Source organism: Cypionkella sp., from assembly GCF_030652235.1.
Classification (GTDB): Bacteria; Pseudomonadota; Alphaproteobacteria; order Rhodobacterales; family Rhodobacteraceae; genus Cypionkella.
This window is the reverse complement of the sequence record NZ_JAUSBA010000050.1, coordinates 41110-58517: the sequence shown is the minus strand read 5'-3', so window position 1 is coordinate 58517 and position 17408 is coordinate 41110. Positions and strand designations below refer to the sequence as shown.

The following is a 17408-nucleotide window of genomic DNA, read 5'->3' as shown; positions in this document are numbered from 1 at the left end:
ACCCCTTGCAAGTGCAAGCTTCGGCCTTGGCCTAGCGCATAGATCATGTCTATATATAGACAAACCACCGCCAAGCCTGACAACAGCTTGTCACGCGCCCGCAAACCAAAACCCTTAAACCAAACGGAACACAGACGTGCAAACCTATCTCGACGCATTGCGTACCGTGCTGGCCGAGGGCGAAACCTCGACCGACCGCACCGGCACCGGGACGATTTCGTATTTCGGGATGCAGAGCCGCTATGACCTGACCCAAGGCTTTCCGCTGGTCACCACCAAGAAATTGCACCTGAAATCCATCATCCACGAGCTGTTGTGGTTCCTGAACGGTGACACCAACATCGGCTATCTCAAGGCAAATGGCGTCGGCATCTGGGATGAATGGGCGGATGCGAACGGCGATCTGGGCCCGGTTTACGGCGCGCAATGGCGGCGCTTCCCCAAGCTGACCCCCGCAGGCGCAGACCCCGAAGGCCGCCCGGTGTTCTATGCCGACAGCGTCGATCAAATCGAGGGTTTGGTGACCGCGATTCGCAAAACCCCCGACAGCCGCCGCCTGATTGTCTCGGCTTGGAACCCTGCGCAGGTGCCGGATATGGCGCTGCCGCCCTGCCACACCCTGTGGCAAGTCCGCATCGCAGGCCGCAAGCTGCACCTGCAACTTTACCAACGTTCCGCCGATATGTTCCTCGGCGTGCCGTTCAACATCGCGTCTTATGCGCTGCTGCAATGCATGTTGGCGCATGTGACGGGCTACGAGCCGGGCGATTTCATTCACACCATGGGCGACGCGCACATCTATTCGAACCATCTGGATCAGGTGCAGACGCAACTGGCCCGCAGCCCAAAACCCCTGCCCACCCTGCGCATCAAGCGGCAGGTCACGTCGATTTTCGACTTCAAATACGAAGATTTTGATTTTCTGAACTACGATCCCGATCCGGCGATCAAAGCGCCGGTGGCGGTCTGATGCTTAGCCTCGTCGTCGCCCGCGCGCGCAATGGCGCTATTGGCAAAGACAACCTGATCCCGTGGCACGCGCCCGAGGATCTGGCGTTTTTCCAACGCGAAACCACCGGGGGGGGCATCATCATGGGCCGCAAGACATGGGAAAGCCTGCCATTTAAGCCATTGAAAAATCGTCTGAATTGCGTGGTCTCGTCTGACAAATCCCTGACAGAGCACGTCTTCCCCACCCCCGAAGCCGCCCTGGATTTCGCCCGCACCCAAGGCTATGCCCGCGCTTACGGCATCGGTGGCGAAGGTATCTACCGCGCGCTTTTGCCCCTCGCGGACCGCCTGCTGATCACCGAAGTCGGCCTCGACATCCCCGACGCCGACGCCTTCTTCCCGGATTTTGACGTAAAAGACTGGCAGCAACTCCGATCAATCCCACTGCGCGCCGAGGCTCCCGCCTGCATCGCCACAGAATACCTCCGCCGCTAACCCGCTAAAATTTATCTAAAATTTGTTTCACATTGGCTCAAATATCCTACGGGTGCGTCGAAGTTTGCTACGATGTAGCGAAGAAATGTCGTAGCGGGAGACGTGAAACCCCTAGCGGCCAGCCCCAAACCCAACCCTCACAAAACCACCACTGCCCCACCTGCCTCCGCTGCATCCTCGGGATCATGCGTCACCATCAGTGTCGCAATCCCGCGCGCGCGCAGATGGCCGAACAAAAACCGCCGCATCTCGCCGCGCAAAGCCGCATCCAGCTTGGAAAACGGCTCATCCAACAGCAACGCCAAAGGCTCGGCCAATAGCGCCCGCATCAACGCCGCCCGCGCCCGCTGGCCACCCGACAGCGTCGCCGGATCGCGGCCATACATGCCCTCAAGCCCCGCCTGTGCCAAAGCCGCCTCCACCGCCGCCTGCCGCACCGCCCGCCCGCGCACCGCAGCAGGCAGCCCAAAGGCGAGGTTATCCCCCACCGACAGATGCGGAAACAGCAGCGCATCCTGAAACATCACCCCGATCCGCCGCGCCTCGGCGGGCAGGGCGGTCACATCGCGGCCCTGCACAAGCACCCGACCGGTCAGCGAAAACCCATGCGCCAAATGGCCACCGATAGCATCGAGCAGGGTGGATTTTCCTACCCCCGATGGCCCCATCACCGCAGCCACCGCGCCGCCCGCGACCTGCAAGGACAGGGGCGGAAACAACGCCACCCCCCCTCGCCGCACCGAAAGCTCCAACAGTTCCAGACTCATACCCCACCTCTGCGCAGATCACGCCGGTTGCGATGCCACCACGCAGGCACCAGCGCCGCCAGCCCATAGGCCGCGAAGGGCAGGGCAGCTTGCAGACTGGCATACACACCGGTCACCCGGCGATCCGAGCCGGAAGACAACGTCACCGCCTCGGTTGTCAGTGTCGCAATCCGCCCCGCGCCCAAGAACAGCGTCGGCAGATATTGCGCCACCGACACCGCCACCCCAATCGCAGCCGCGGTCAGGATCGGCCCCAGCAGCATCGGCAAGCGCAGCGCGATCAACCGTCGCCAGCGCCCCGCGCCCAACGCCGCCGCCAGCCGCAGCAACCGCGCATCCAACGCCCGCCAAGGCTCTGACAAAGCGATCATCACATAGGGAAACACGAACAATGCCTGCGCCCAGACCACCGCGCCGTAACCGCCCGAAATGCCAGCCCGTAAAAACACCACGTTCAGCCCATAAAGAAAGCCAATCTGCGGTATCAGCAGTGGCAGATAAATCAACGCTTCGGCCCAAGCTGCACGCGTGAGGTTTTCTTCCGCCTCCAACCAGAACACCGCCAACAGCAGCGACAGCACCACCGTGACGCCCGCCAAAACAAGTGTATTTATCAGGGCTTTACCCCAGTCAGCGCGCATCCAAATCCCGCCCGACCACGCTTCCGGCCAGATCATCGGATAAGACCAGCGCCAGGCCAGCGACCACACCATCAGCGACAGCAGCGCCACCGCAGCCAACCCGATCAGACCCCAAACCCCAACCCGTGCCAGTTGCAAACCCGGTGCCCAAGACATCCCCCGCCCCCCGCGCCGCAACCACCAACGACCCACAACGCGCAGCACGCCCTCTGCACCCCACAGCACTGCAATACAGCCCACCACCAGCCCCGCTTGCAGCAATGCCCCTGCCGAGGCGGGCAGGATCATCGCCACATCTGCCGCACTAAACCAGCGCAGCACCGCCACGGCCAATGTCGGCGGGTTTGACGGGCCCAGAATGATCGCCATATCCACCACCGACACACCGTAAGCCAGCACCACCCAAACCGGCAGCCGGATCAGCGGCCAAAGCTGCGGCAAGATCAGCTTGATCCACGCCACCCCCGGCCCATAGCCCATCGCCCGCCCGACGGCGATCTGCCGGGCCACGGGAAGCTGGCTCAGCCCCGATGCCATCACCAACAGCAAGAACGGCAGCTCTTTCACCACCAGCCCCAGCATCAGCGCCAGTCCCCAAGCGTCATGCACCGAGGCGATATCGGGCGGCTGAACCCATCCCATCACCGGTGCCAAAGCCCGTGCGATCCAGCCCGAGGGCGCCAAAACAAACGCCAACCCCACCGCCATCGCCGCGTGCGGCACGGCCAGAAAGGGTGGCAGCCACCGCATCCGCCCCGGTGCCGCGGCACAAAACCCCACCGCCAAGGCCAGCGCGATCAGGGTCGATCCCAGCCCGGTCACCACACTCAACCGCAGACTGCTGCCAAACCCCGGCTGCGCAAACAGCATCCGCCACGGCTTCAGCGACCATGCGTTCAACCCCAAAGCAGGCAACACCCCAAACGCCGCGCGCGCGGTTTCGGCCAATCCCACCAAAATCGGCGCGATCAGCCCCAGCAGCACCACCGCCAAAACCGCGCCACGCAAGCGGCTCACTTGGTGTAACGCTTGGCCCATTCTGCGACCAAACGCGTCATCCAGCTGGCATGCGGCTCCAACAGTACCGGCCCCAGATCCTCCAGCGCGGGCAGGGCGTCAGCCTTTGGCAAAGCCGCAAACCTGGCCTTGCCCGCATCATCCAGCCGCGCCGGGTCCAGCACCGCAAACGAGCCCAAAACCGTAATATCCTGCATATGCGCTTGGGTCGCAGGCTCTAGCAGAAAGTTCGCCACCACTTCCGCCCCCGCCGCATGGGCCGCGTTGTACGGGATCGCCACAAAGCTGATATTGCCAATGCTGCCCGCTTTCGGCACGAACACCCGCGCCGTCGCTGGCAAAGTCCCCTCGGCAATCGCCGCCGCAGTTGAGGCCGGATCAAACGACATCGAGATATCCACCTCGCCATCGTTCAGCATCTGGCTTTGCACCTCGCCACTTGCCGGAAACGTCGCCCCGCCTTGCCACAGGTTCGGCCGCAACGCGTCATACCACGCCCACAACGGCACCGTCGCCGTGGCAAACGCCGCGTCGGTCACCGGCTGCTGCAACACAGCAGGATCGGGGGCCAGTTCAATCAACGCCTGCTTCAAAAACGTCGCCCCCATGAAATTCGACGGGTCCGGATGCGTCATCCGGCCCTGATGCGCCGCCGCCCAATCGACAAATCCGGCCATATCGCCAGGCACCTCTGCCACCTTGGCACTGTCATAGCTGAACACAAACTTCGCCAGCCGCCACGGGCTTTCCATGCCCTCGACCGGCACCGTAAAATCCACCGAAGCCGCCGACGAAGTCGCCAAATCCAGATACTGCGCATTCGGCAAATCGGCCACAAACGGCCCATGCAACAAACCTTGATCCTTCATTGCCAGAAAATTCGGCCCATTGATCCAGATCAGATCGACCGAGCCACCCGTGTCTTGCCCCGCCGCCTTTTCCGAAATCACCCGAGTCACCGCCTCGGCCGTGTCGGTCAGCTTCACCTGCTCCACCTTCACGCCATATTGCGCCTCGGTTTGGGCACCCACCCAAGCGATAAACGCATTGGTGCGCGCATCGCCGCCCCAGGCGTTGAAATACACCGTCTGGCCCTTCGCCTCGGCCAAAGTCTGCGCCCAATCGGCAAGCGCAGGGGTGGCAAACAGCAGCCCAAGGGCGGCAACCAGCGGCAGTTTCATGGTAACTCCAATCTTAGAAATTCATATCATATCAGCAGGGTATAGCCCGCGCAGCTTACGAGGCAAAGGCTTGCCAGCCCATCCGCCAACGCAAGCCCGTGGTCAGACAGCAGGCAAGCGCATAGCCATAAGCCAGCACAGAGAACCACGCCGGATTTAGCGCCATCAAGGTGAAGATCGCAATCGTTTCAAAGCCTTCGGTCAAGCCACCAAGGTAATAAATCCCTTTGCTGGGATAATCAGCCGCCTGCATCCCCCGCCGCGCCGCAATGCTGGCAAAAGCCAGAAACGACGATCCGGTGCCGACAAAACTGGCGATCAGCACCGCGGCAGGCAGGGCGTTGCCGCCCGGATCAGCCAAAGCAAACCCCAGTGGAAACAGCGCGTAAAACACGAAATCCAGCGCGATATCCAAGAAAGCCCCGCGATCTGTCGGCCGGTTGATCCGCGCCACAGCACCATCCAAGCCATCCGCCACCCGGTTCAGCGCCAGCAAAACCAGCGCCAGTCCATAAAACCCAAACGCCAAAGCCGGCACCGCCAGCGCGCCTAAAGCAAATCCGGCCAGCGAGACCTGATCCGCCGAAACCCACCTCGCCAGCACCCGCGCGGGCCCCCGCAACAGCCAGTTCTGCAACGGCAAAAGTTTCGCGTCTATCATGCCTGCTCCCCACATTCCGCACCAGCATAGGGACTTGGCCGTGTTTGTGCTTCATCTTTCAATCAGATGTCAAAAACGTGAGTCCGGCGGCAAAGATTTAATTTTTCATTAATTCACGTATATCAACGCATTGATATAAAAGACAAATAAAAGGTCCCGAGTTGGGACCATCCGCGACCCCTTCCCAAATTCATGCCGCACTCTAATTATTCACTAAAGGAGAGCCCCATGCAAATCATCACCCTCTACATCCTGACCGCGCTGATCTTCCTGATCCTCGACGCGGTGATGCTGACCCTCCACATGCAGCCGCTGTTTCGCCGCAATCTGGGTGACCAACTGCTAACCGAGATCCGCTACCTTCCCGCCGCCGCTTTCTACGCCGCCTATGTCGCGGGCCTCTTATACCTGATCTCAATCCCTGGTCTGAAATCCGACACTCCGGTGTTCCTGCCTGCCGCGATCGTGGGCGCAATGGCCTACGGCACCTATGAATTCACCAGCTACGCGATTATGAAGGCGTGGAGCCCCGAGATGGTCGCCACCGACCTGATCTGGGGCACCTTCCTAACGGCGTTCTCAGCTTGGGGCGGCGTGTATCTCACCAAGCTGATATTCAAAGGCCTGCAATGATCCTTTACGGCATTTCCACCTGCGACACTTGCAAGAAAGCCCTGAAAGCGCTTAAGACCGCAGGTCGCGACGTCACCTTCCGCGACATCCGGGCGCAGCCGCTTTCCGAGGCCGAGATCGACAAGATCGTGATCGAATTTGGTGATCGCGCGGTGAACAAGCAATCCACCACCTATCGCGGTTTAAACGATTTCCTGAAAGTCTCTGACCCCGAGGCACAAATCGCAGCCCAACCCGCAGTGATGAAACGACCAGTGATTGACGCCGATGGCAAGTTCTACCTCGGCTGGGATGATGCGGTGCAAGCGGCCCTGCTGTAAGGAAAACGGCCCCCGAAAGGGCCGCTTTCAGACCTTATAGCAAGCGCAGATCTCCTGCGGATTCCTTGCCATCACGACCAGATTGCAGCTCGAAGCCGATTTTCTGGTTGTCGTTCAGGCTTTTCAATCCGGCGCGCTCGACTGCCGAGATGTGAACGAAGATATCCTTCCCGCCATCATCGGGCGCAATAAAGCCGTAGCCCTTCGTGCTGTTGAACCATTTTACGGTGCCGGTTGGCATGCCGTCTCTCCTATCTCAACCCCCCCGAGGCGATATTACCCCGGGCCGTGCAATCCAGGTCTTTCGGGCCAAGCAGGCGTTCAGAAAGTCTGTCGTCACTGATGAAATCATGCCAAACCTTAGGCGAAAATCAAGCACGGAGATTCGGGTGAGAAACGCAGCACTGACTTTAGGCCTGATTGGCGGCGTTTTGGCCATGATTGTTGGGTTTTTCGGCTATGGCTACACCGAGTTTGTCGCGAGCCACGGCGCCATTGGCGATATTGGCAAGCAAGTCGATCATCCGATGGTGATCAAAATGGCAAGCTTTCTGGCGCCTATCCTTGCGATTGCGGGTGCTGCGATGGCGCGGTCGCAGAATATTCCGGCAGGCGTTCTCATGCTGGCGGCTGCGGTGGGCATCTATGTCGCCTTCGGATTCAACGTCTTCACGATGTTCCCGATTGCGATGTGCGGCCTTGGCGGCGTGTTCGCACTGGCCGCACGGCAACCGGATGCCCATTAAACAGGGGCCACCTCGGGCGGGATCGAGCCACCGCTCGGCGGAGCTGCCGCGTCTTGGATTTGCTCTTTCTAAAATACTCCCACCGGAGGCTTCTGAGGCAGATCTGGATGCCTCCGGCGGGAGTGTTCAGACCAATGTGAAATTGGCCAGAGTTTTAGTGCCCCGAGGGCGGCAGGGCGGCAAAGCCAAACTCGGCCAAAGCCTGATCCAAGCTGATCGTCTCGGTGCGGTTGTCACCAAGACGCCGCACTGAAACCGTGCGGTCCTCGACCTCTTTCATCCCCACAGCGAGGATTACCGGAACCTTGCCAACCGAATGTTCGCGCACCTTGTAGTTGATCTTCTCATTGCGGGTGTCAGCCTCTGCCCGGACGCCAGCCTTGATCAGCGCATTGGTGATTTCATGCACGAACGGGTCGGCATCTGAGACGATCGCGGCCACCACGACCTGACGCGGTGCCAGCCAGAACGGCAGTTTTCCGGCGTAGTTTTCGATCAGGATGCCGATAAACCGCTCGAAAGACCCTAAAATCGCGCGGTGCAGCATATAGGGGCGGTGCTTTGCGCCATCTTCGCCAACATATTCCGCGTCCAGCCGCACTGGCAGGTTGGGGTCAACCTGGAAGGTGCCGCATTGCCATTTGCGACCAATCGCGTCGGTCAGTTTGAAGTCAAGCTTCGGGCCGTAAAACGCGCCTTCACCGGGATCGACCTCATAGGCCACGCCTGTAGCCTTGATCGCGGCCTCTAACATGCTCTCGACCTTATCCCATGTCTCATCCGAGCCGATGCGGACATCCGGGCGGGTGGAAAATTTGATCTCAAAGCCGTCAAAGCCAAGGTCTTTATAGACCGATGCCAGCAGTTTGATGAAGGCCTCGCACTCGCTGCCGATCTGATCTTCGGTGCAGAAGATATGCGCATCGTCTTGGGTAAAGCCACGCACCCGCATCAGGCCGTGCATCGAGCCGGAAGATTCGTAACGATGGCACGATCCGAACTCCGCCAAGCGCAAGGGAAGGTCGCGGTAGGATTTCAAACCTTGGTTGAAGATCTGCACATGGCACGGGCAGTTCATCGGTTTCAGCGCGTTGATGCGCTTTTCCTTCGCGCCATCCTCGTCAACCTCGACGATGAACATGTTCTCGCGGTAGGCTTCCCAATGGCCGGATTTCTCCCACAGCACGCGGTCAACCACTTGTGGCGTCTTGATTTCTTTGTAGCCCGCTGCCTTTTGACGGCCGCGCATGTAGTCTTCCAACTGACGGTAAATCGTCCAGCCATGCGGGTGCCAGAACACCATGCCGGGGGCTTCATCTTGGATGTGGAACAGGTCCATCTCGCGGCCCAGCTTGCGGTGGTCGCGTTTGGCGGCCTCCTCCAGCATCGTCATGTGGGCTTTCAGTTCGTCGCGGTTCTTGAACGCAAGCCCATAGATGCGTTGCAGCATGGGGCGACTGGCATCGCCGAGCCAATAGGCCCCGGCCACATGCGTCAGCTTGAAGGCGTCGGCGGGGACTTGGCCGGTGTGTGCGAAATGCGGGCCACGGCAGAAGTCCTGCCAAGGCCCGTGCCAATACATCCGCAGATCTTCGCCGGGCGGAATGCGGTTGATCAGCTCGACCTTGAACGGCTCGTTCTTGTCCTCGTAGAATTTGATTGCGCGGGCGCGGTCCCAGACTTCGGTTTTCACCGGATCGCGGGCGTTGATGATTTGCTTCATCTTGGCCTCAATCTGGCCAAGGTCTTCCGGCGTGAACGGCTCGGCGCGGTCGAAATCATAGAACCAGCCGTAATCACGGACCGGGCCGATGGTGACTTTCACATCCGGCCAGATTTCCTGAACCGCGCGCGCCATGATATGGGCGGCGTCGTGGCGGATCAGCTCCAGCGCCTGCACGTCATCGGAAAGCGTGTGGATAGCGATGCTCGAATCGCTGTGGATCGGCCATTGCAGATCGGAATGCGCGCCGTTGATCGTGGCGGAGATCGCCTTTTTTGCCAAGCTGGTCGAGATTGACGCGGCCACCTCGGCACCCGTCACGCCAGCGGCGTAATCGCGCTTGTTGCCATCAGGGAATGTAAGCGAAATCTGGGACATATCGTCCTCCTCGTCGTTTTGGCGCCTACGAAACGCCCGGTTGCGGGTTATGTGAGCGGGGTTTTGCCTATCGCCCGTGGCCTTGTCAACCGCAGGCGGCTAAGGTGAAGAAAAAGTGAGGCAGCATGACCGAACCGCATCAGTTGACGACGCCTCAGGGCCGCCGGATTGCCTATCATTTCACCAAAGGGCAGGGGCCTTGCGTGGTGTTTCTGGGCGGCTTCAAGTCGGATATGACCGGGACCAAGGCGGTGTATTTGCAGGATTGGGCCGAGGCTACGGGGCGGGCTTTCCTGCGGTTGGATTATTCAGGGCATGGGGTGTCATCGGGTGATTTCCTTGATGGCGCGATAGGCGATTGGCTTGAGGATGCGCTTGCTGTGATTGGGGCGGTGACTTCGGGGCCGCTTGTGCTGGTTGGGTCCTCCATGGGGGGGTGGATTTCGCTGTTGGTGGCACTGGCGATTCCGGCACGGATTGCAGGGCTTGTCGGCATCGCGGCCGCGCCAGATTTCACCGAAGATTCCATGTGGGCTGATTTTACCGATGCCCAACGCGCTGAAATCATGAATAAAGGTCAGATCGCGCTGCCGTCAGAATACTCTGACGCGCCTTATGTAATCACCCGCCGCCTGATCAACGAGGGTCGCAATCGGCTGGTTCTGCGCACGGCTTTGACGCTGAATTTCCCCACCCGCCTGCTGCAAGGCACCGATGACATTGACGTGCCGCCCTCGGTTGCGCTGCGCCTGCTGGATCATGCCACGGGAGGCGATATCCGCCTGACACTGGTGAAAGGCGCAGACCACCGCTTTTCTACCCCCGCTTGCCTGTCGTTGATCACAGACGCGATTGCCGATGTGCTGAAAGCTACAAACTGATGCCGCACCCCGAACCCCTTGTGTTGATCCCCGGCCTGATGGCCGATGCGCGGCTGTTTTTGCCGCAGATGGTGCGCTTAGGGGCGGCGCGGGCGATGCAGGTGGTGCTGCCGACCAAGGGCGAGACGGTGGAGCAGATGTCAGAGGCCATGCTGCCCGGTCTTCCCGAGAAATTCGCGCTGCTGGGCCATGGCTTGGGCGGCGATATTGCGCTGGATCTGATCCGGCGTCTCCCTGAGCGCGTCACCCGTGTGGTGCTGATGGCAACCGATCCGTTGTCAGAGCCGCCGCAAGCCGCCGCTGCCCGCGAAGCCCGGATTGTTGCCGCGAAATCGGGCCGCTTGGCTGAAGCGATGCGGCAGGAAATTCCGTTGTCGGCCATTGTCGAGGCAGATTGGCGCGACGAGATCATGGCTTTGGTGCAGGATATGGCGCTGGGTCTGGGGGAGGGCGTGTTCCTGCGTCAATCGCGCGCCCTGCAACGTAGGCCCGATCAGCAGAAAACCATGCGCCGCGTGAAGCTGCCGGTGCTGGTGATCGCGGGAGAGGCCGATACATTGGTGCCGATGCGCAGGCAGGAATTCACCGCCAATCTGATGCCCTATGGCAAGCTTTTGGTGATCGAGGCCGCCGGGCATCTGGCGAGCTTGGAGCAGCCTGAGGTGGTGTCCAAGGCGATCGAGGGATTTTTCGCCGGTCCGATGATGCTGCGATAGGAAAAAGGCCCGAAGGTTTCCCCTCGGGCCTTTGTTGCAATAACAAGTGGTTAGTGCTTGGACTTTGCCGAAGCCAGTCGGGTGACATTCGCAGCCGGGGCTGAGGTGACAGGTGCTTCGGCAGCCGATGCTGCGGCGACGGATGTTTCGGAAACAGGCGCTTGAACAACAGGCGCTGCGCCCGAATTGGCGTCAATGAACGACAACACCAACGGCCGAATATTCAACCGCCAGCTTTTGCCCGCGAAGATGCCGTAATGGCCCGCGCCGGGTTCAAGGTGTTGCGCCTTTTTGCTGTCAGGCAGACCGGTCAGCATATCCAGCGCGGCGACGCATTGGCCAGGGGCGGAAATGTCATCATTCTCGCCCTCTACCGTCATGACCGCAACGCGAGTGATCGCCCCGATATCGACCTTTTTGCCCGCGACGATGAATTCATTTTTCGCGATCTCACGATTCTTGAAGATCCGCTCGACGGTGGAAAGGTAGAATTCGGCGGTCATATCCATCACCGCCAGATATTCATCATAAAAGCGGTTATGCGCGTCGTGATCCGAGGCATCGCCCTGCGCCACCCGCATGATCTGGTCGCTGAACGCTTTCTTATGGCGCTCGGCGTTCATCGACATGAAACTTTGCAGTTGCAGCAAACCCGGATAGACCAAACGGCCGACACCTTTGTATTTGAAGCCCACACGCTGGATGGCGATCTGCTCCAACTGGCCCATGGTGATTCGGCGGCCAAAGTCGGTGACATCGGTTGCCGCCGCATCGGGATCAATCGGCCCGCCGATCAAAGTCAGCGAACGCGGCTGCGCATCCGGGTCTTCGGCGGCCAAATAAGCCGTCGCGGCCAAGGTCAAGGGTGCTGGCTGGCACACCGCGATCACATGGGTATCGGGGCCAAGCGCGCGCATGAAATCAACCAGATACAGCGTGTAATCTTCGATATCGAACTTGCCTTCCGACACTGGTATGTCGCGGGCATTGTGCCAGTCGGTGATATAGACATCGGCGTCCGGCAACAGGCTGGACACGGTCGAGCGCAGCAGTGTGGCATAATGTCCCGACATCGGGGCCACCAGCATCACTTTGCGGGCCATGGGTGCTCGCCTGCGCACTTTGAACTGCATCAGGCTACCAAAAGCGCGCTCCACCACCGGCACCACATCAACCAAATGGTCTTGCGCGTCAGGGCCTGGAATCGATCGGATGCCCCAATCTGGCTTGACCACCATGCGGCCAAAGCTGCGTTCGGTCACCTCTCCCCAAGCCGCCATCACGTTCAACATCGGGCTCATCGTCATCGAGAACGCCGGATAAGATGCCATGGCACGCGCAGTAGCGCCCATCCACTCATTGGTGTTACGAATGCTTTCCATAAGGTCGTAGGTCGCCATATACTTCATCACGATTCCTTACGGGGAGGGGGCCCCGGCCCAATCGTCGTCGGGCCCTTGCGGCGGGGCGACATTATGCTGCACAGCAGAAAGAATAGGGGCTAAAGATTAACATGACAACCGAAGACAATGCCGCAGGTGCAAAATTAGAGAAGATGACTGCTAATCTTGCCAAAATTGAAGCATTGTCAGCACGTTTGATGGCAGCTTTGGCAAATAAAAAGTCATCCGATCCCGGCGTGCAGGGGCCGGGGCAAGACATGTATCTGAAAGCCGCCGCGGCCTATCTGGCCGGAATGATGCAGAATCCGGCGAAAGTGCTGGAGCATCAGGTTGCCTATTGGGGCAAGACGATGAAGCATTATGTCGAGGCCCAAGCTGCCTTGGCGAGCGGTGAGTTGAGGGCCCCCGTCGATGCGGGCCCGACGGATCGGCGGTTCTCAAACCCGTTGTGGGACACGCATCCTGCCTTCAACTACTTGAAACAGCAATATTTGTTCAATGCCGAAGCGGTGCGCGATGCCGTAGGCGATATGGAATCGATTGATCCCGGCGACAAAAAGCGCGTCGAATATTTCACCAAACAGATCGTGGATATGCTGTCGCCGACCAATTTTCTGGGCACCAACCCGGATGCTTTGGAAAAAGCCTTGGCGACCGATGGCGAAAGTCTGGTGCGCGGCCTTGAGAATCTCGTCGCTGATATCGAGGCCAACAACGGCGAACTCGCCGTGACTTTGGCCGACCGTGAGGCGTTTGTATTGGGCGAAAACATCGCCACCACCCCCGGATCAGTGGTGTTCCGCAACCGGATGCTGGAACTGATCCAGTACAGCCCGACCACCAAAACGGTTTTCCAGACGCCTTTGCTGATTTTCCCGCCGTGGATCAACAAATTCTACGTGATGGATCTGAAGCCGGAAAACTCGCTGATCAAATGGATCGTCGATCAGGGTTTCACATTGTTCATCGTCTCGTGGGTTAATCCGGATGCGTCCTATGCCGATGTCGGCATGGATGAATACATCCGCGAGGGCTACCTCACCGCGATGGCCGAGGTGCGCCGGATTACCGACGAAAAACAGATCAACGCGGTCGGCTATTGCATCGCGGGCACCACCCTCAGCCTGACGCTGTCGCACCTGCACCGTGCAGGTGACACCTCGGTGAAATCCGCGACCTTCTTCACCATGCTGACCGATTTCTCTGATCCGGGCGAGGTCGGCGTATTCCTCGACAATGATTTCCTTGATGGGATAGAGCGCCAAAGCCTTGCCGATGGTATGCTGTCTAAAACCTTCATGAGTCGCACCTTCAGCTATCTGCGTTCCAATGACCTCATCTACGGCCCGGCAATCAAAAGCTATATGATGGGTGAGGCTCCGCCCGCGTTTGATCTGCTGTATTGGAACGGCGACGGCACCAATCTGCCCTGCAAGATGGCGATCGAATACCTGCGAGGCCTTTGCCAAGATGATGGTTTGGCCCAGGGCACTTATAAGGTTTTCGGCCATAACGTCAGCCTGAAGGACATCCAGATCCCGGTCTGCGCCATCGCCTGTGAGACTGACCATATCGCCCATTGGCGCGGCAGCTTTAACGGCTTCAAGCAGATGGGGTCCAAGGACAAAACCTTCATCGTCTCGCAATCGGGCCATGTCGCGGGCATCATCAACCCACCCTCAAAGGGCAAATACGGCCACTACACCAATGCAGGTCCAGTGGCGGGCGCGCCGGATGATTGGATGGCCAGCGCCAGCTTCAATCAGGGCAGTTGGTGGCCGCGTTGGGGGGAATGGCTAGCCGCGCAATCCGGCACGCAAATTCCCGCCCGCGTTCCAGGTGATTCGGTCCGCCCGGTGCTGTGCGCCGCCCCTGGCACTTATGTCTCGCTGCAACCCAACTTGCCAAAGGGCTGAGTTTGCTTGCGTTTCCCTAGCGGCACCCTGTGCAAGACCTGCGACACCGTCACCGCTGCGTTGCAGAAAATTCACTTGCAATGCTGCACTGCAGCATTTACATTTATCTCATCGGAAAACGGGGATGCCCCCGCAAACCATTAGGAGCATAAAATGAACAATGCGAATGATTTCACCAAAACCATGCAAGACATGATGGCTAAGTTCCCGGTTGACGCTTCGGCGTTCCAGAACGCTTTCAAAACCCAAGCTGCGTTTGGCGAGAAACTGTCGAAAGTGGCTCTGGAAGCTGCTGAAAAATCGACCGAAATCTCGTCCAAATGGGCAAAAGAGACCATTGCCAAGCTGTCGGGCGCTGCAAAGGCCAAACCCGAGCCGGCTGATTATACCAAATCCATCACCGATTTCGCTTCGGCTGCTGCTGAATTGGCTTCGGAAAATATGGCTGCTTTCGCTGAAGTGGCCAAAAAAGTGCAGATGGAAACTGTTGAACTGATGCTGGCTGCTGGCAAAGACGTTTCAGCTGAAGCTTCGGCTGTTGTCAAAAAAGCCACCGACGAAGTGACCGCTGCGACCAAAAAAGCCACCGCAGCGACCGCTGCCAAGTAATCTGCAAGGATCGCGCATCCTGATTTCTTCCCTGGCTTGGGATGCATGGGGCGGGCCATTGTGCCCGCCCTTTCTTTTTATGCTGCACTGCCCTAGACTTTCTCTGCACTGCAATATCTTGGGGAGAGAACTATGGCCGAACCTGCTAAGCCGCTGCTGATCAAGCGCTATGCCAGCCGCCGTCTCTATAATACCGAGACTTCTGATTACGTCACCCTTGAAGACATTGCAGGCTTCATCCGCGCTGGGCGCGAGGTGCAGATTATTGATTTGAAATCCGGTGATGACCTGACCCGGCAATATCTGTTGCAGATCGTCGCCGAGCATGAATCCAAGGGCGACACCGTTCTGCCGACCAATGTGTTGACGGACTTGGTGCGCAGCTACACCACCAACATCCAATCCGTGGTGCCGCAATTCCTTGCCGCCAGTTTTGAGATGCTGCGGGATGGCCCGACCAAGGTGATCGAAAACATGAACGTCATCCCGAACCCGCTGACCGCGATGCCGGGGTTTGATTTGATGCGCAAACAGCAGGAAGCGTTTATGAAAACCATGATGGGTGGGGTGCCCGGGTGGGCAGGCTCTGGCCCCGCCAAGGAAGACGCTGCGCAAGACCCGGCTGAGGAACTGGCCGAGATCAAAAAGCAATTCGCCGAGCTGCAGAAAAAGCTGTCGAAGCTTTAGATGCCAAATCTTTAGATGGCAGAACAACAGGGTCGCGTCACGCTTTGGGGGATTGAGGTCTTCCTCGCCGTCGCCGAAGAGGGCGCGATTTCTGCGGCTGCGAAACGCTTAGGGGTCAGCCCCTCGGCGATCAGTCAGCAGTTGACCGGGCTTGAAACCGCGCTCGCCGCCGTGCTGCTGGATCGCTCCGCCCGTCCGATGCGGTTGACGCCTGCGGGCGCGATGTTTCGTCGCCACGCTCAAACCATCCTGAATGCCGAGGCCGAGGCCCGTGCTGATCTGGCGGTGGCTGATCTGTCGGGCCTGACCACGTTGCGGCTTGGCATGATCGAAGATTTCGACGCCGAGGTGACGCCCAGCCTGCTGTCAGCCTTGGCGGGCGAGCTCAAAGGCTGTCGGTTCCTCTTGGAAACCGGGGCCAGCCACCGCCTGCTTGATCAGCTTGAAAGCCGCTCGCTTGACATCGTGGTGGCCGCCGATCTGGATTCCGACACCGCCGACCAAGGCTGGCGCGAGGTGCATCCTTTGCTCGCCGAACCCTTCCTCGCCGTGACCCCGAAAGGTCGCAGCCATACAGATCTGCCGCTGATCCAATATACCGCGCGGCATGTGATGGGCCGTCAGATCGCGGGCCATCTGGCACGGCAAAACCTGCGGCTGGCGCATCGGTTTGAATTGGACAGCTATCATGCGATCTTGGCGATGGTGGCGGGCGGGCAGGGCTGGACGATCTTGCCGCCCTTGGCCTTGCACCACGCCGCACGCTTTCATCGCCAGATTGATGTGGCCCCGCCGCCGTTTGAACCCTTGCAACGCACCCTCTCGCTTTCCGCGCGTGAAGGCGTGCTGCGCGACATGCCCCGGCAGATCGCCAGCCGTCTGCGCGGCCTGATCGCGGCGCAGATCGTTGCGCCTGCGCAGGCGGAATGGCCTTGGCTGGGTGAGACGCTGCGGGTGCTTTAGCCGCCGCTTTGCGCTGGCCTTTGCCGGACGCGGGGTCTAGGGCTGGGGAAACCAAAGGACATATCATGGCACTTTCCGATCTTCTGGCCCGCGCGGGCAATGCGTGCGAATTCTGTGGCGCTGCCGCCGATCTGGCTGCGGTCGATGTGCCGCCTGCGGGTGAAGTGGCTCTTTGCCCCGCCTGTCGCGAGGATGTGCCCGCTGATGCTTCGCATTGGCGCTGCCTTGAGGGCGCGGCTTGGTCGGTAGAGCCTGCGGTGCAACTGGCGGTCTGGCGCAAGCTGGGGCAGTTGGCCGAACCTTGGGCGGTCGAGGCGCGCGAGGGCATGGTGTTGTCGGATGAGGTGCAGGGGTGGACGGAAGTTGCGGCCAGTGTCGAGCATCGCGACAGCAATGGGGTTTTGCTGGCCCACGGCGATTCGGTGATGTTGATCAAGGATCTGGTGGTGAAAGGCGCGAATTTCACCGCCAAACGCGGCACGGCAGTGCGGCGGATTTCTTTGGTGGCGGATAATCCCGAGCAGATTGAAGGCCGGGTTGAGGATCAGCGGATCGTGATCTTGACCGCGTTTGTGAAGAAGATTTAGGGCGGTCCCAACTCGGGACCTTTTTAATATGCTTCAATATCAACAGCTTGCAAGTCGAAATTCAGACTTTCTTAACGATTGAACGCATAAACCCCGCACCATCTGGCGCGGGGGTTTCATGTATGGGACCACG

19 protein-coding genes are annotated in these 17408 nt (G+C 59.5%); 12 read left to right on the top strand and 7 right to left on the bottom strand.

The window, feature by feature from the left end:
• Window positions 1-136: 136 nt before the first annotated feature.
• Both Q7V03_RS17595 and Q7V03_RS17590 read left to right on the top strand, forming a co-directional pair.
• Window positions 137-970 carry a thymidylate synthase gene (locus Q7V03_RS17595; protein ID WP_304926897.1) on the top strand — a complete coding sequence of 278 codons (834 nt, stop codon included), beginning with the start codon at window positions 137-139 and terminating at the stop codon, window positions 968-970.
• Window positions 970-1446 carry a dihydrofolate reductase gene (locus tag Q7V03_RS17590; RefSeq protein WP_304926896.1) on the top strand — a complete coding sequence of 159 codons (477 nt, stop codon included), beginning with the start codon at window positions 970-972 and terminating at the stop codon, window positions 1444-1446. The genes Q7V03_RS17595 and Q7V03_RS17590 overlap by 1 nt, the downstream gene beginning before the upstream one ends.
• Window positions 1447-1583: 137 nt before the next feature.
• Here Q7V03_RS17590 and Q7V03_RS17585 read toward each other — a convergent pair whose 3' ends face one another.
• Genes Q7V03_RS17585 through Q7V03_RS17570 form a run of 4 tightly spaced genes read right to left on the bottom strand, consistent with a single transcriptional unit; the run spans window position 1584 to window position 5713 of the window.
• Complete coding sequence (locus Q7V03_RS17585) at window positions 1584-2213, bottom strand: ATP-binding cassette domain-containing protein (RefSeq protein WP_304926895.1); 630 nt, start codon at window positions 2211-2213, stop codon at window positions 1584-1586.
• Complete coding sequence (locus Q7V03_RS17580) at window positions 2210-3871, bottom strand: ABC transporter permease (protein ID WP_304926894.1); 1662 nt, start codon at window positions 3869-3871, stop codon at window positions 2210-2212. Before Q7V03_RS17580 ends, Q7V03_RS17585 begins: the two co-directional genes overlap by 4 nt.
• A complete protein-coding gene (locus Q7V03_RS17575; protein ID WP_304926893.1) occupies window positions 3868-5052 on the bottom strand; it encodes an ABC transporter substrate-binding protein in 1185 nt (394 codons plus the stop codon). The genes Q7V03_RS17580 and Q7V03_RS17575 overlap by 4 nt, the downstream gene beginning before the upstream one ends.
• A 55-nt stretch (window positions 5053-5107) precedes the next feature.
• A complete protein-coding gene (locus tag Q7V03_RS17570; RefSeq protein ID WP_304926892.1) occupies window positions 5108-5713 on the bottom strand; it encodes a CDP-alcohol phosphatidyltransferase family protein in 606 nt (201 codons plus the stop codon).
• 228 nt (window positions 5714-5941) lie between these two features.
• On the opposite strand from Q7V03_RS17570, the gene Q7V03_RS17565 reads away from it, so the two are divergent.
• Window positions 5942-6346 carry a DUF2177 family protein gene (locus tag Q7V03_RS17565; RefSeq protein ID WP_304926891.1) on the top strand — a complete coding sequence of 135 codons (405 nt, stop codon included), beginning with the start codon at window positions 5942-5944 and terminating at the stop codon, window positions 6344-6346.
• The gene (locus Q7V03_RS17560) at window positions 6343-6666 is read left to right on the top strand and encodes an arsenate reductase family protein (RefSeq protein ID WP_304926890.1); all 324 of its coding nucleotides are present in this window, start codon (window positions 6343-6345) and stop codon (window positions 6664-6666) included. Before Q7V03_RS17565 ends, Q7V03_RS17560 begins: the two co-directional genes overlap by 4 nt.
• A 34-nt stretch (window positions 6667-6700) precedes the next feature.
• Here Q7V03_RS17560 and Q7V03_RS17555 read toward each other — a convergent pair whose 3' ends face one another.
• Complete coding sequence (locus Q7V03_RS17555) at window positions 6701-6907, bottom strand: cold-shock protein (RefSeq protein ID WP_304926889.1); 207 nt, start codon at window positions 6905-6907, stop codon at window positions 6701-6703.
• Between the two features lie 148 nt (window positions 6908-7055).
• Here Q7V03_RS17555 and Q7V03_RS17550 point away from each other — a divergent pair, with 148 nt between their 5' ends.
• Window positions 7056-7412: a hypothetical protein gene (locus tag Q7V03_RS17550; protein ID WP_304926888.1), complete on the top strand. Its 357-nt coding sequence runs from the start codon at window positions 7056-7058 to the stop codon at window positions 7410-7412.
• A gap of 154 nt (window positions 7413-7566) precedes the next feature.
• Here the strand turns inward: Q7V03_RS17550 and thrS are convergent, their stop codons facing one another.
• The gene (thrS, locus tag Q7V03_RS17545; RefSeq protein WP_304926887.1) at window positions 7567-9513 is read right to left on the bottom strand and encodes a threonine--tRNA ligase; all 1947 of its coding nucleotides are present in this window, start codon (window positions 9511-9513) and stop codon (window positions 7567-7569) included.
• Between the two features lie 125 nt (window positions 9514-9638).
• On the opposite strand from thrS, the gene Q7V03_RS17540 reads away from it, so the two are divergent.
• Together Q7V03_RS17540 and Q7V03_RS17535 are read left to right on the top strand one after the other, a co-directional pair.
• On the top strand, window positions 9639-10394 hold the full coding sequence (locus Q7V03_RS17540; protein ID WP_304926886.1) for a carboxylesterase: 756 nt from the start codon (window positions 9639-9641) through the stop codon (window positions 10392-10394).
• The gene (locus tag Q7V03_RS17535; protein WP_304926885.1) at window positions 10394-11110 is read left to right on the top strand and encodes an alpha/beta fold hydrolase; all 717 of its coding nucleotides are present in this window, start codon (window positions 10394-10396) and stop codon (window positions 11108-11110) included. The genes Q7V03_RS17540 and Q7V03_RS17535 overlap by 1 nt, the downstream gene beginning before the upstream one ends.
• Window positions 11111-11160: 50 nt before the next feature.
• On the opposite strand, the gene phaZ is transcribed toward Q7V03_RS17535, so the two are convergent.
• Window positions 11161-12519: a polyhydroxyalkanoate depolymerase gene (gene phaZ, locus Q7V03_RS17530; protein ID WP_304926884.1), complete on the bottom strand. Its 1359-nt coding sequence runs from the start codon at window positions 12517-12519 to the stop codon at window positions 11161-11163.
• A gap of 104 nt (window positions 12520-12623) precedes the next feature.
• On the opposite strand from phaZ, the gene Q7V03_RS17525 reads away from it, so the two are divergent.
• The 5 genes from Q7V03_RS17525 to Q7V03_RS17505 all read left to right on the top strand — a co-directional run bounded on the left by Q7V03_RS17525 (window position 12624) and on the right by Q7V03_RS17505 (window position 17275).
• Entirely contained in the window at window positions 12624-14429 is a 1806-nt protein-coding gene (locus tag Q7V03_RS17525; RefSeq protein WP_304926883.1) for an alpha/beta hydrolase, read from the top strand.
• 153 nt (window positions 14430-14582) lie between these two features.
• Window positions 14583-15038 carry a Phasin gene (locus Q7V03_RS17520; protein WP_304926882.1) on the top strand — a complete coding sequence of 152 codons (456 nt, stop codon included), beginning with the start codon at window positions 14583-14585 and terminating at the stop codon, window positions 15036-15038.
• 132 nt (window positions 15039-15170) lie between these two features.
• On the top strand, window positions 15171-15725 hold the full coding sequence (gene phaR / locus Q7V03_RS17515; RefSeq protein ID WP_304926881.1) for a polyhydroxyalkanoate synthesis repressor PhaR: 555 nt from the start codon (window positions 15171-15173) through the stop codon (window positions 15723-15725).
• Window positions 15726-15740: 15 nt separating this feature from the next.
• Window positions 15741-16688 carry a LysR family transcriptional regulator gene (locus Q7V03_RS17510; protein WP_304926880.1) on the top strand — a complete coding sequence of 316 codons (948 nt, stop codon included), beginning with the start codon at window positions 15741-15743 and terminating at the stop codon, window positions 16686-16688.
• 65 nt (window positions 16689-16753) lie between these two features.
• The gene (locus Q7V03_RS17505; RefSeq protein WP_304926879.1) at window positions 16754-17275 is read left to right on the top strand and encodes an alkylphosphonate utilization protein; all 522 of its coding nucleotides are present in this window, start codon (window positions 16754-16756) and stop codon (window positions 17273-17275) included.
• Window positions 17276-17408 lie beyond the last annotated feature (133 nt).

Excerpts from the sequence above, each read along its gene's own strand:
- Q7V03_RS17590 (WP_304926896.1), top strand. The coding sequence starts at position 970 with ATGCTTAGCCTCGTCGTCGCCCGCGCGCGCAATGGCGCTATTGGCAAA.
- Q7V03_RS17585 (WP_304926895.1), bottom strand. The coding sequence starts at position 2,213 with ATGAGTCTGGAACTGTTGGAGCTTTCGGTGCGGCGAGGGGGGGTGGCG.
- Q7V03_RS17575 (WP_304926893.1), bottom strand. The coding sequence starts at position 5,052 with ATGAAACTGCCGCTGGTTGCCGCCCTTGGGCTGCTGTTTGCCACCCCT.
- Q7V03_RS17570 (WP_304926892.1), bottom strand. The coding sequence starts at position 5,713 with ATGATAGACGCGAAACTTTTGCCGTTGCAGAACTGGCTGTTGCGGGGG.
- Q7V03_RS17565 (WP_304926891.1), top strand. The coding sequence starts at position 5,942 with ATGCAAATCATCACCCTCTACATCCTGACCGCGCTGATCTTCCTGATC.
- Q7V03_RS17560 (WP_304926890.1), top strand. The coding sequence starts at position 6,343 with ATGATCCTTTACGGCATTTCCACCTGCGACACTTGCAAGAAAGCCCTG.
- Q7V03_RS17555 (WP_304926889.1), bottom strand. The coding sequence starts at position 6,907 with ATGCCAACCGGCACCGTAAAATGGTTCAACAGCACGAAGGGCTACGGC.
- thrS (WP_304926887.1), bottom strand. The coding sequence starts at position 9,513 with ATGTCCCAGATTTCGCTTACATTCCCTGATGGCAACAAGCGCGATTAC.
- Q7V03_RS17540 (WP_304926886.1), top strand. The coding sequence starts at position 9,639 with ATGACCGAACCGCATCAGTTGACGACGCCTCAGGGCCGCCGGATTGCC.
- Q7V03_RS17535 (WP_304926885.1), top strand. The coding sequence starts at position 10,394 with ATGCCGCACCCCGAACCCCTTGTGTTGATCCCCGGCCTGATGGCCGAT.
- phaZ (WP_304926884.1), bottom strand. The coding sequence starts at position 12,519 with ATGAAGTATATGGCGACCTACGACCTTATGGAAAGCATTCGTAACACC.
- Q7V03_RS17525 (WP_304926883.1), top strand. The coding sequence starts at position 12,624 with ATGACAACCGAAGACAATGCCGCAGGTGCAAAATTAGAGAAGATGACT.
- Q7V03_RS17520 (WP_304926882.1), top strand. The coding sequence starts at position 14,583 with ATGAACAATGCGAATGATTTCACCAAAACCATGCAAGACATGATGGCT.
- phaR (WP_304926881.1), top strand. The coding sequence starts at position 15,171 with ATGGCCGAACCTGCTAAGCCGCTGCTGATCAAGCGCTATGCCAGCCGC.
- Q7V03_RS17510 (WP_304926880.1), top strand. The coding sequence starts at position 15,741 with ATGGCAGAACAACAGGGTCGCGTCACGCTTTGGGGGATTGAGGTCTTC.
- Q7V03_RS17505 (WP_304926879.1), top strand. The coding sequence starts at position 16,754 with ATGGCACTTTCCGATCTTCTGGCCCGCGCGGGCAATGCGTGCGAATTC.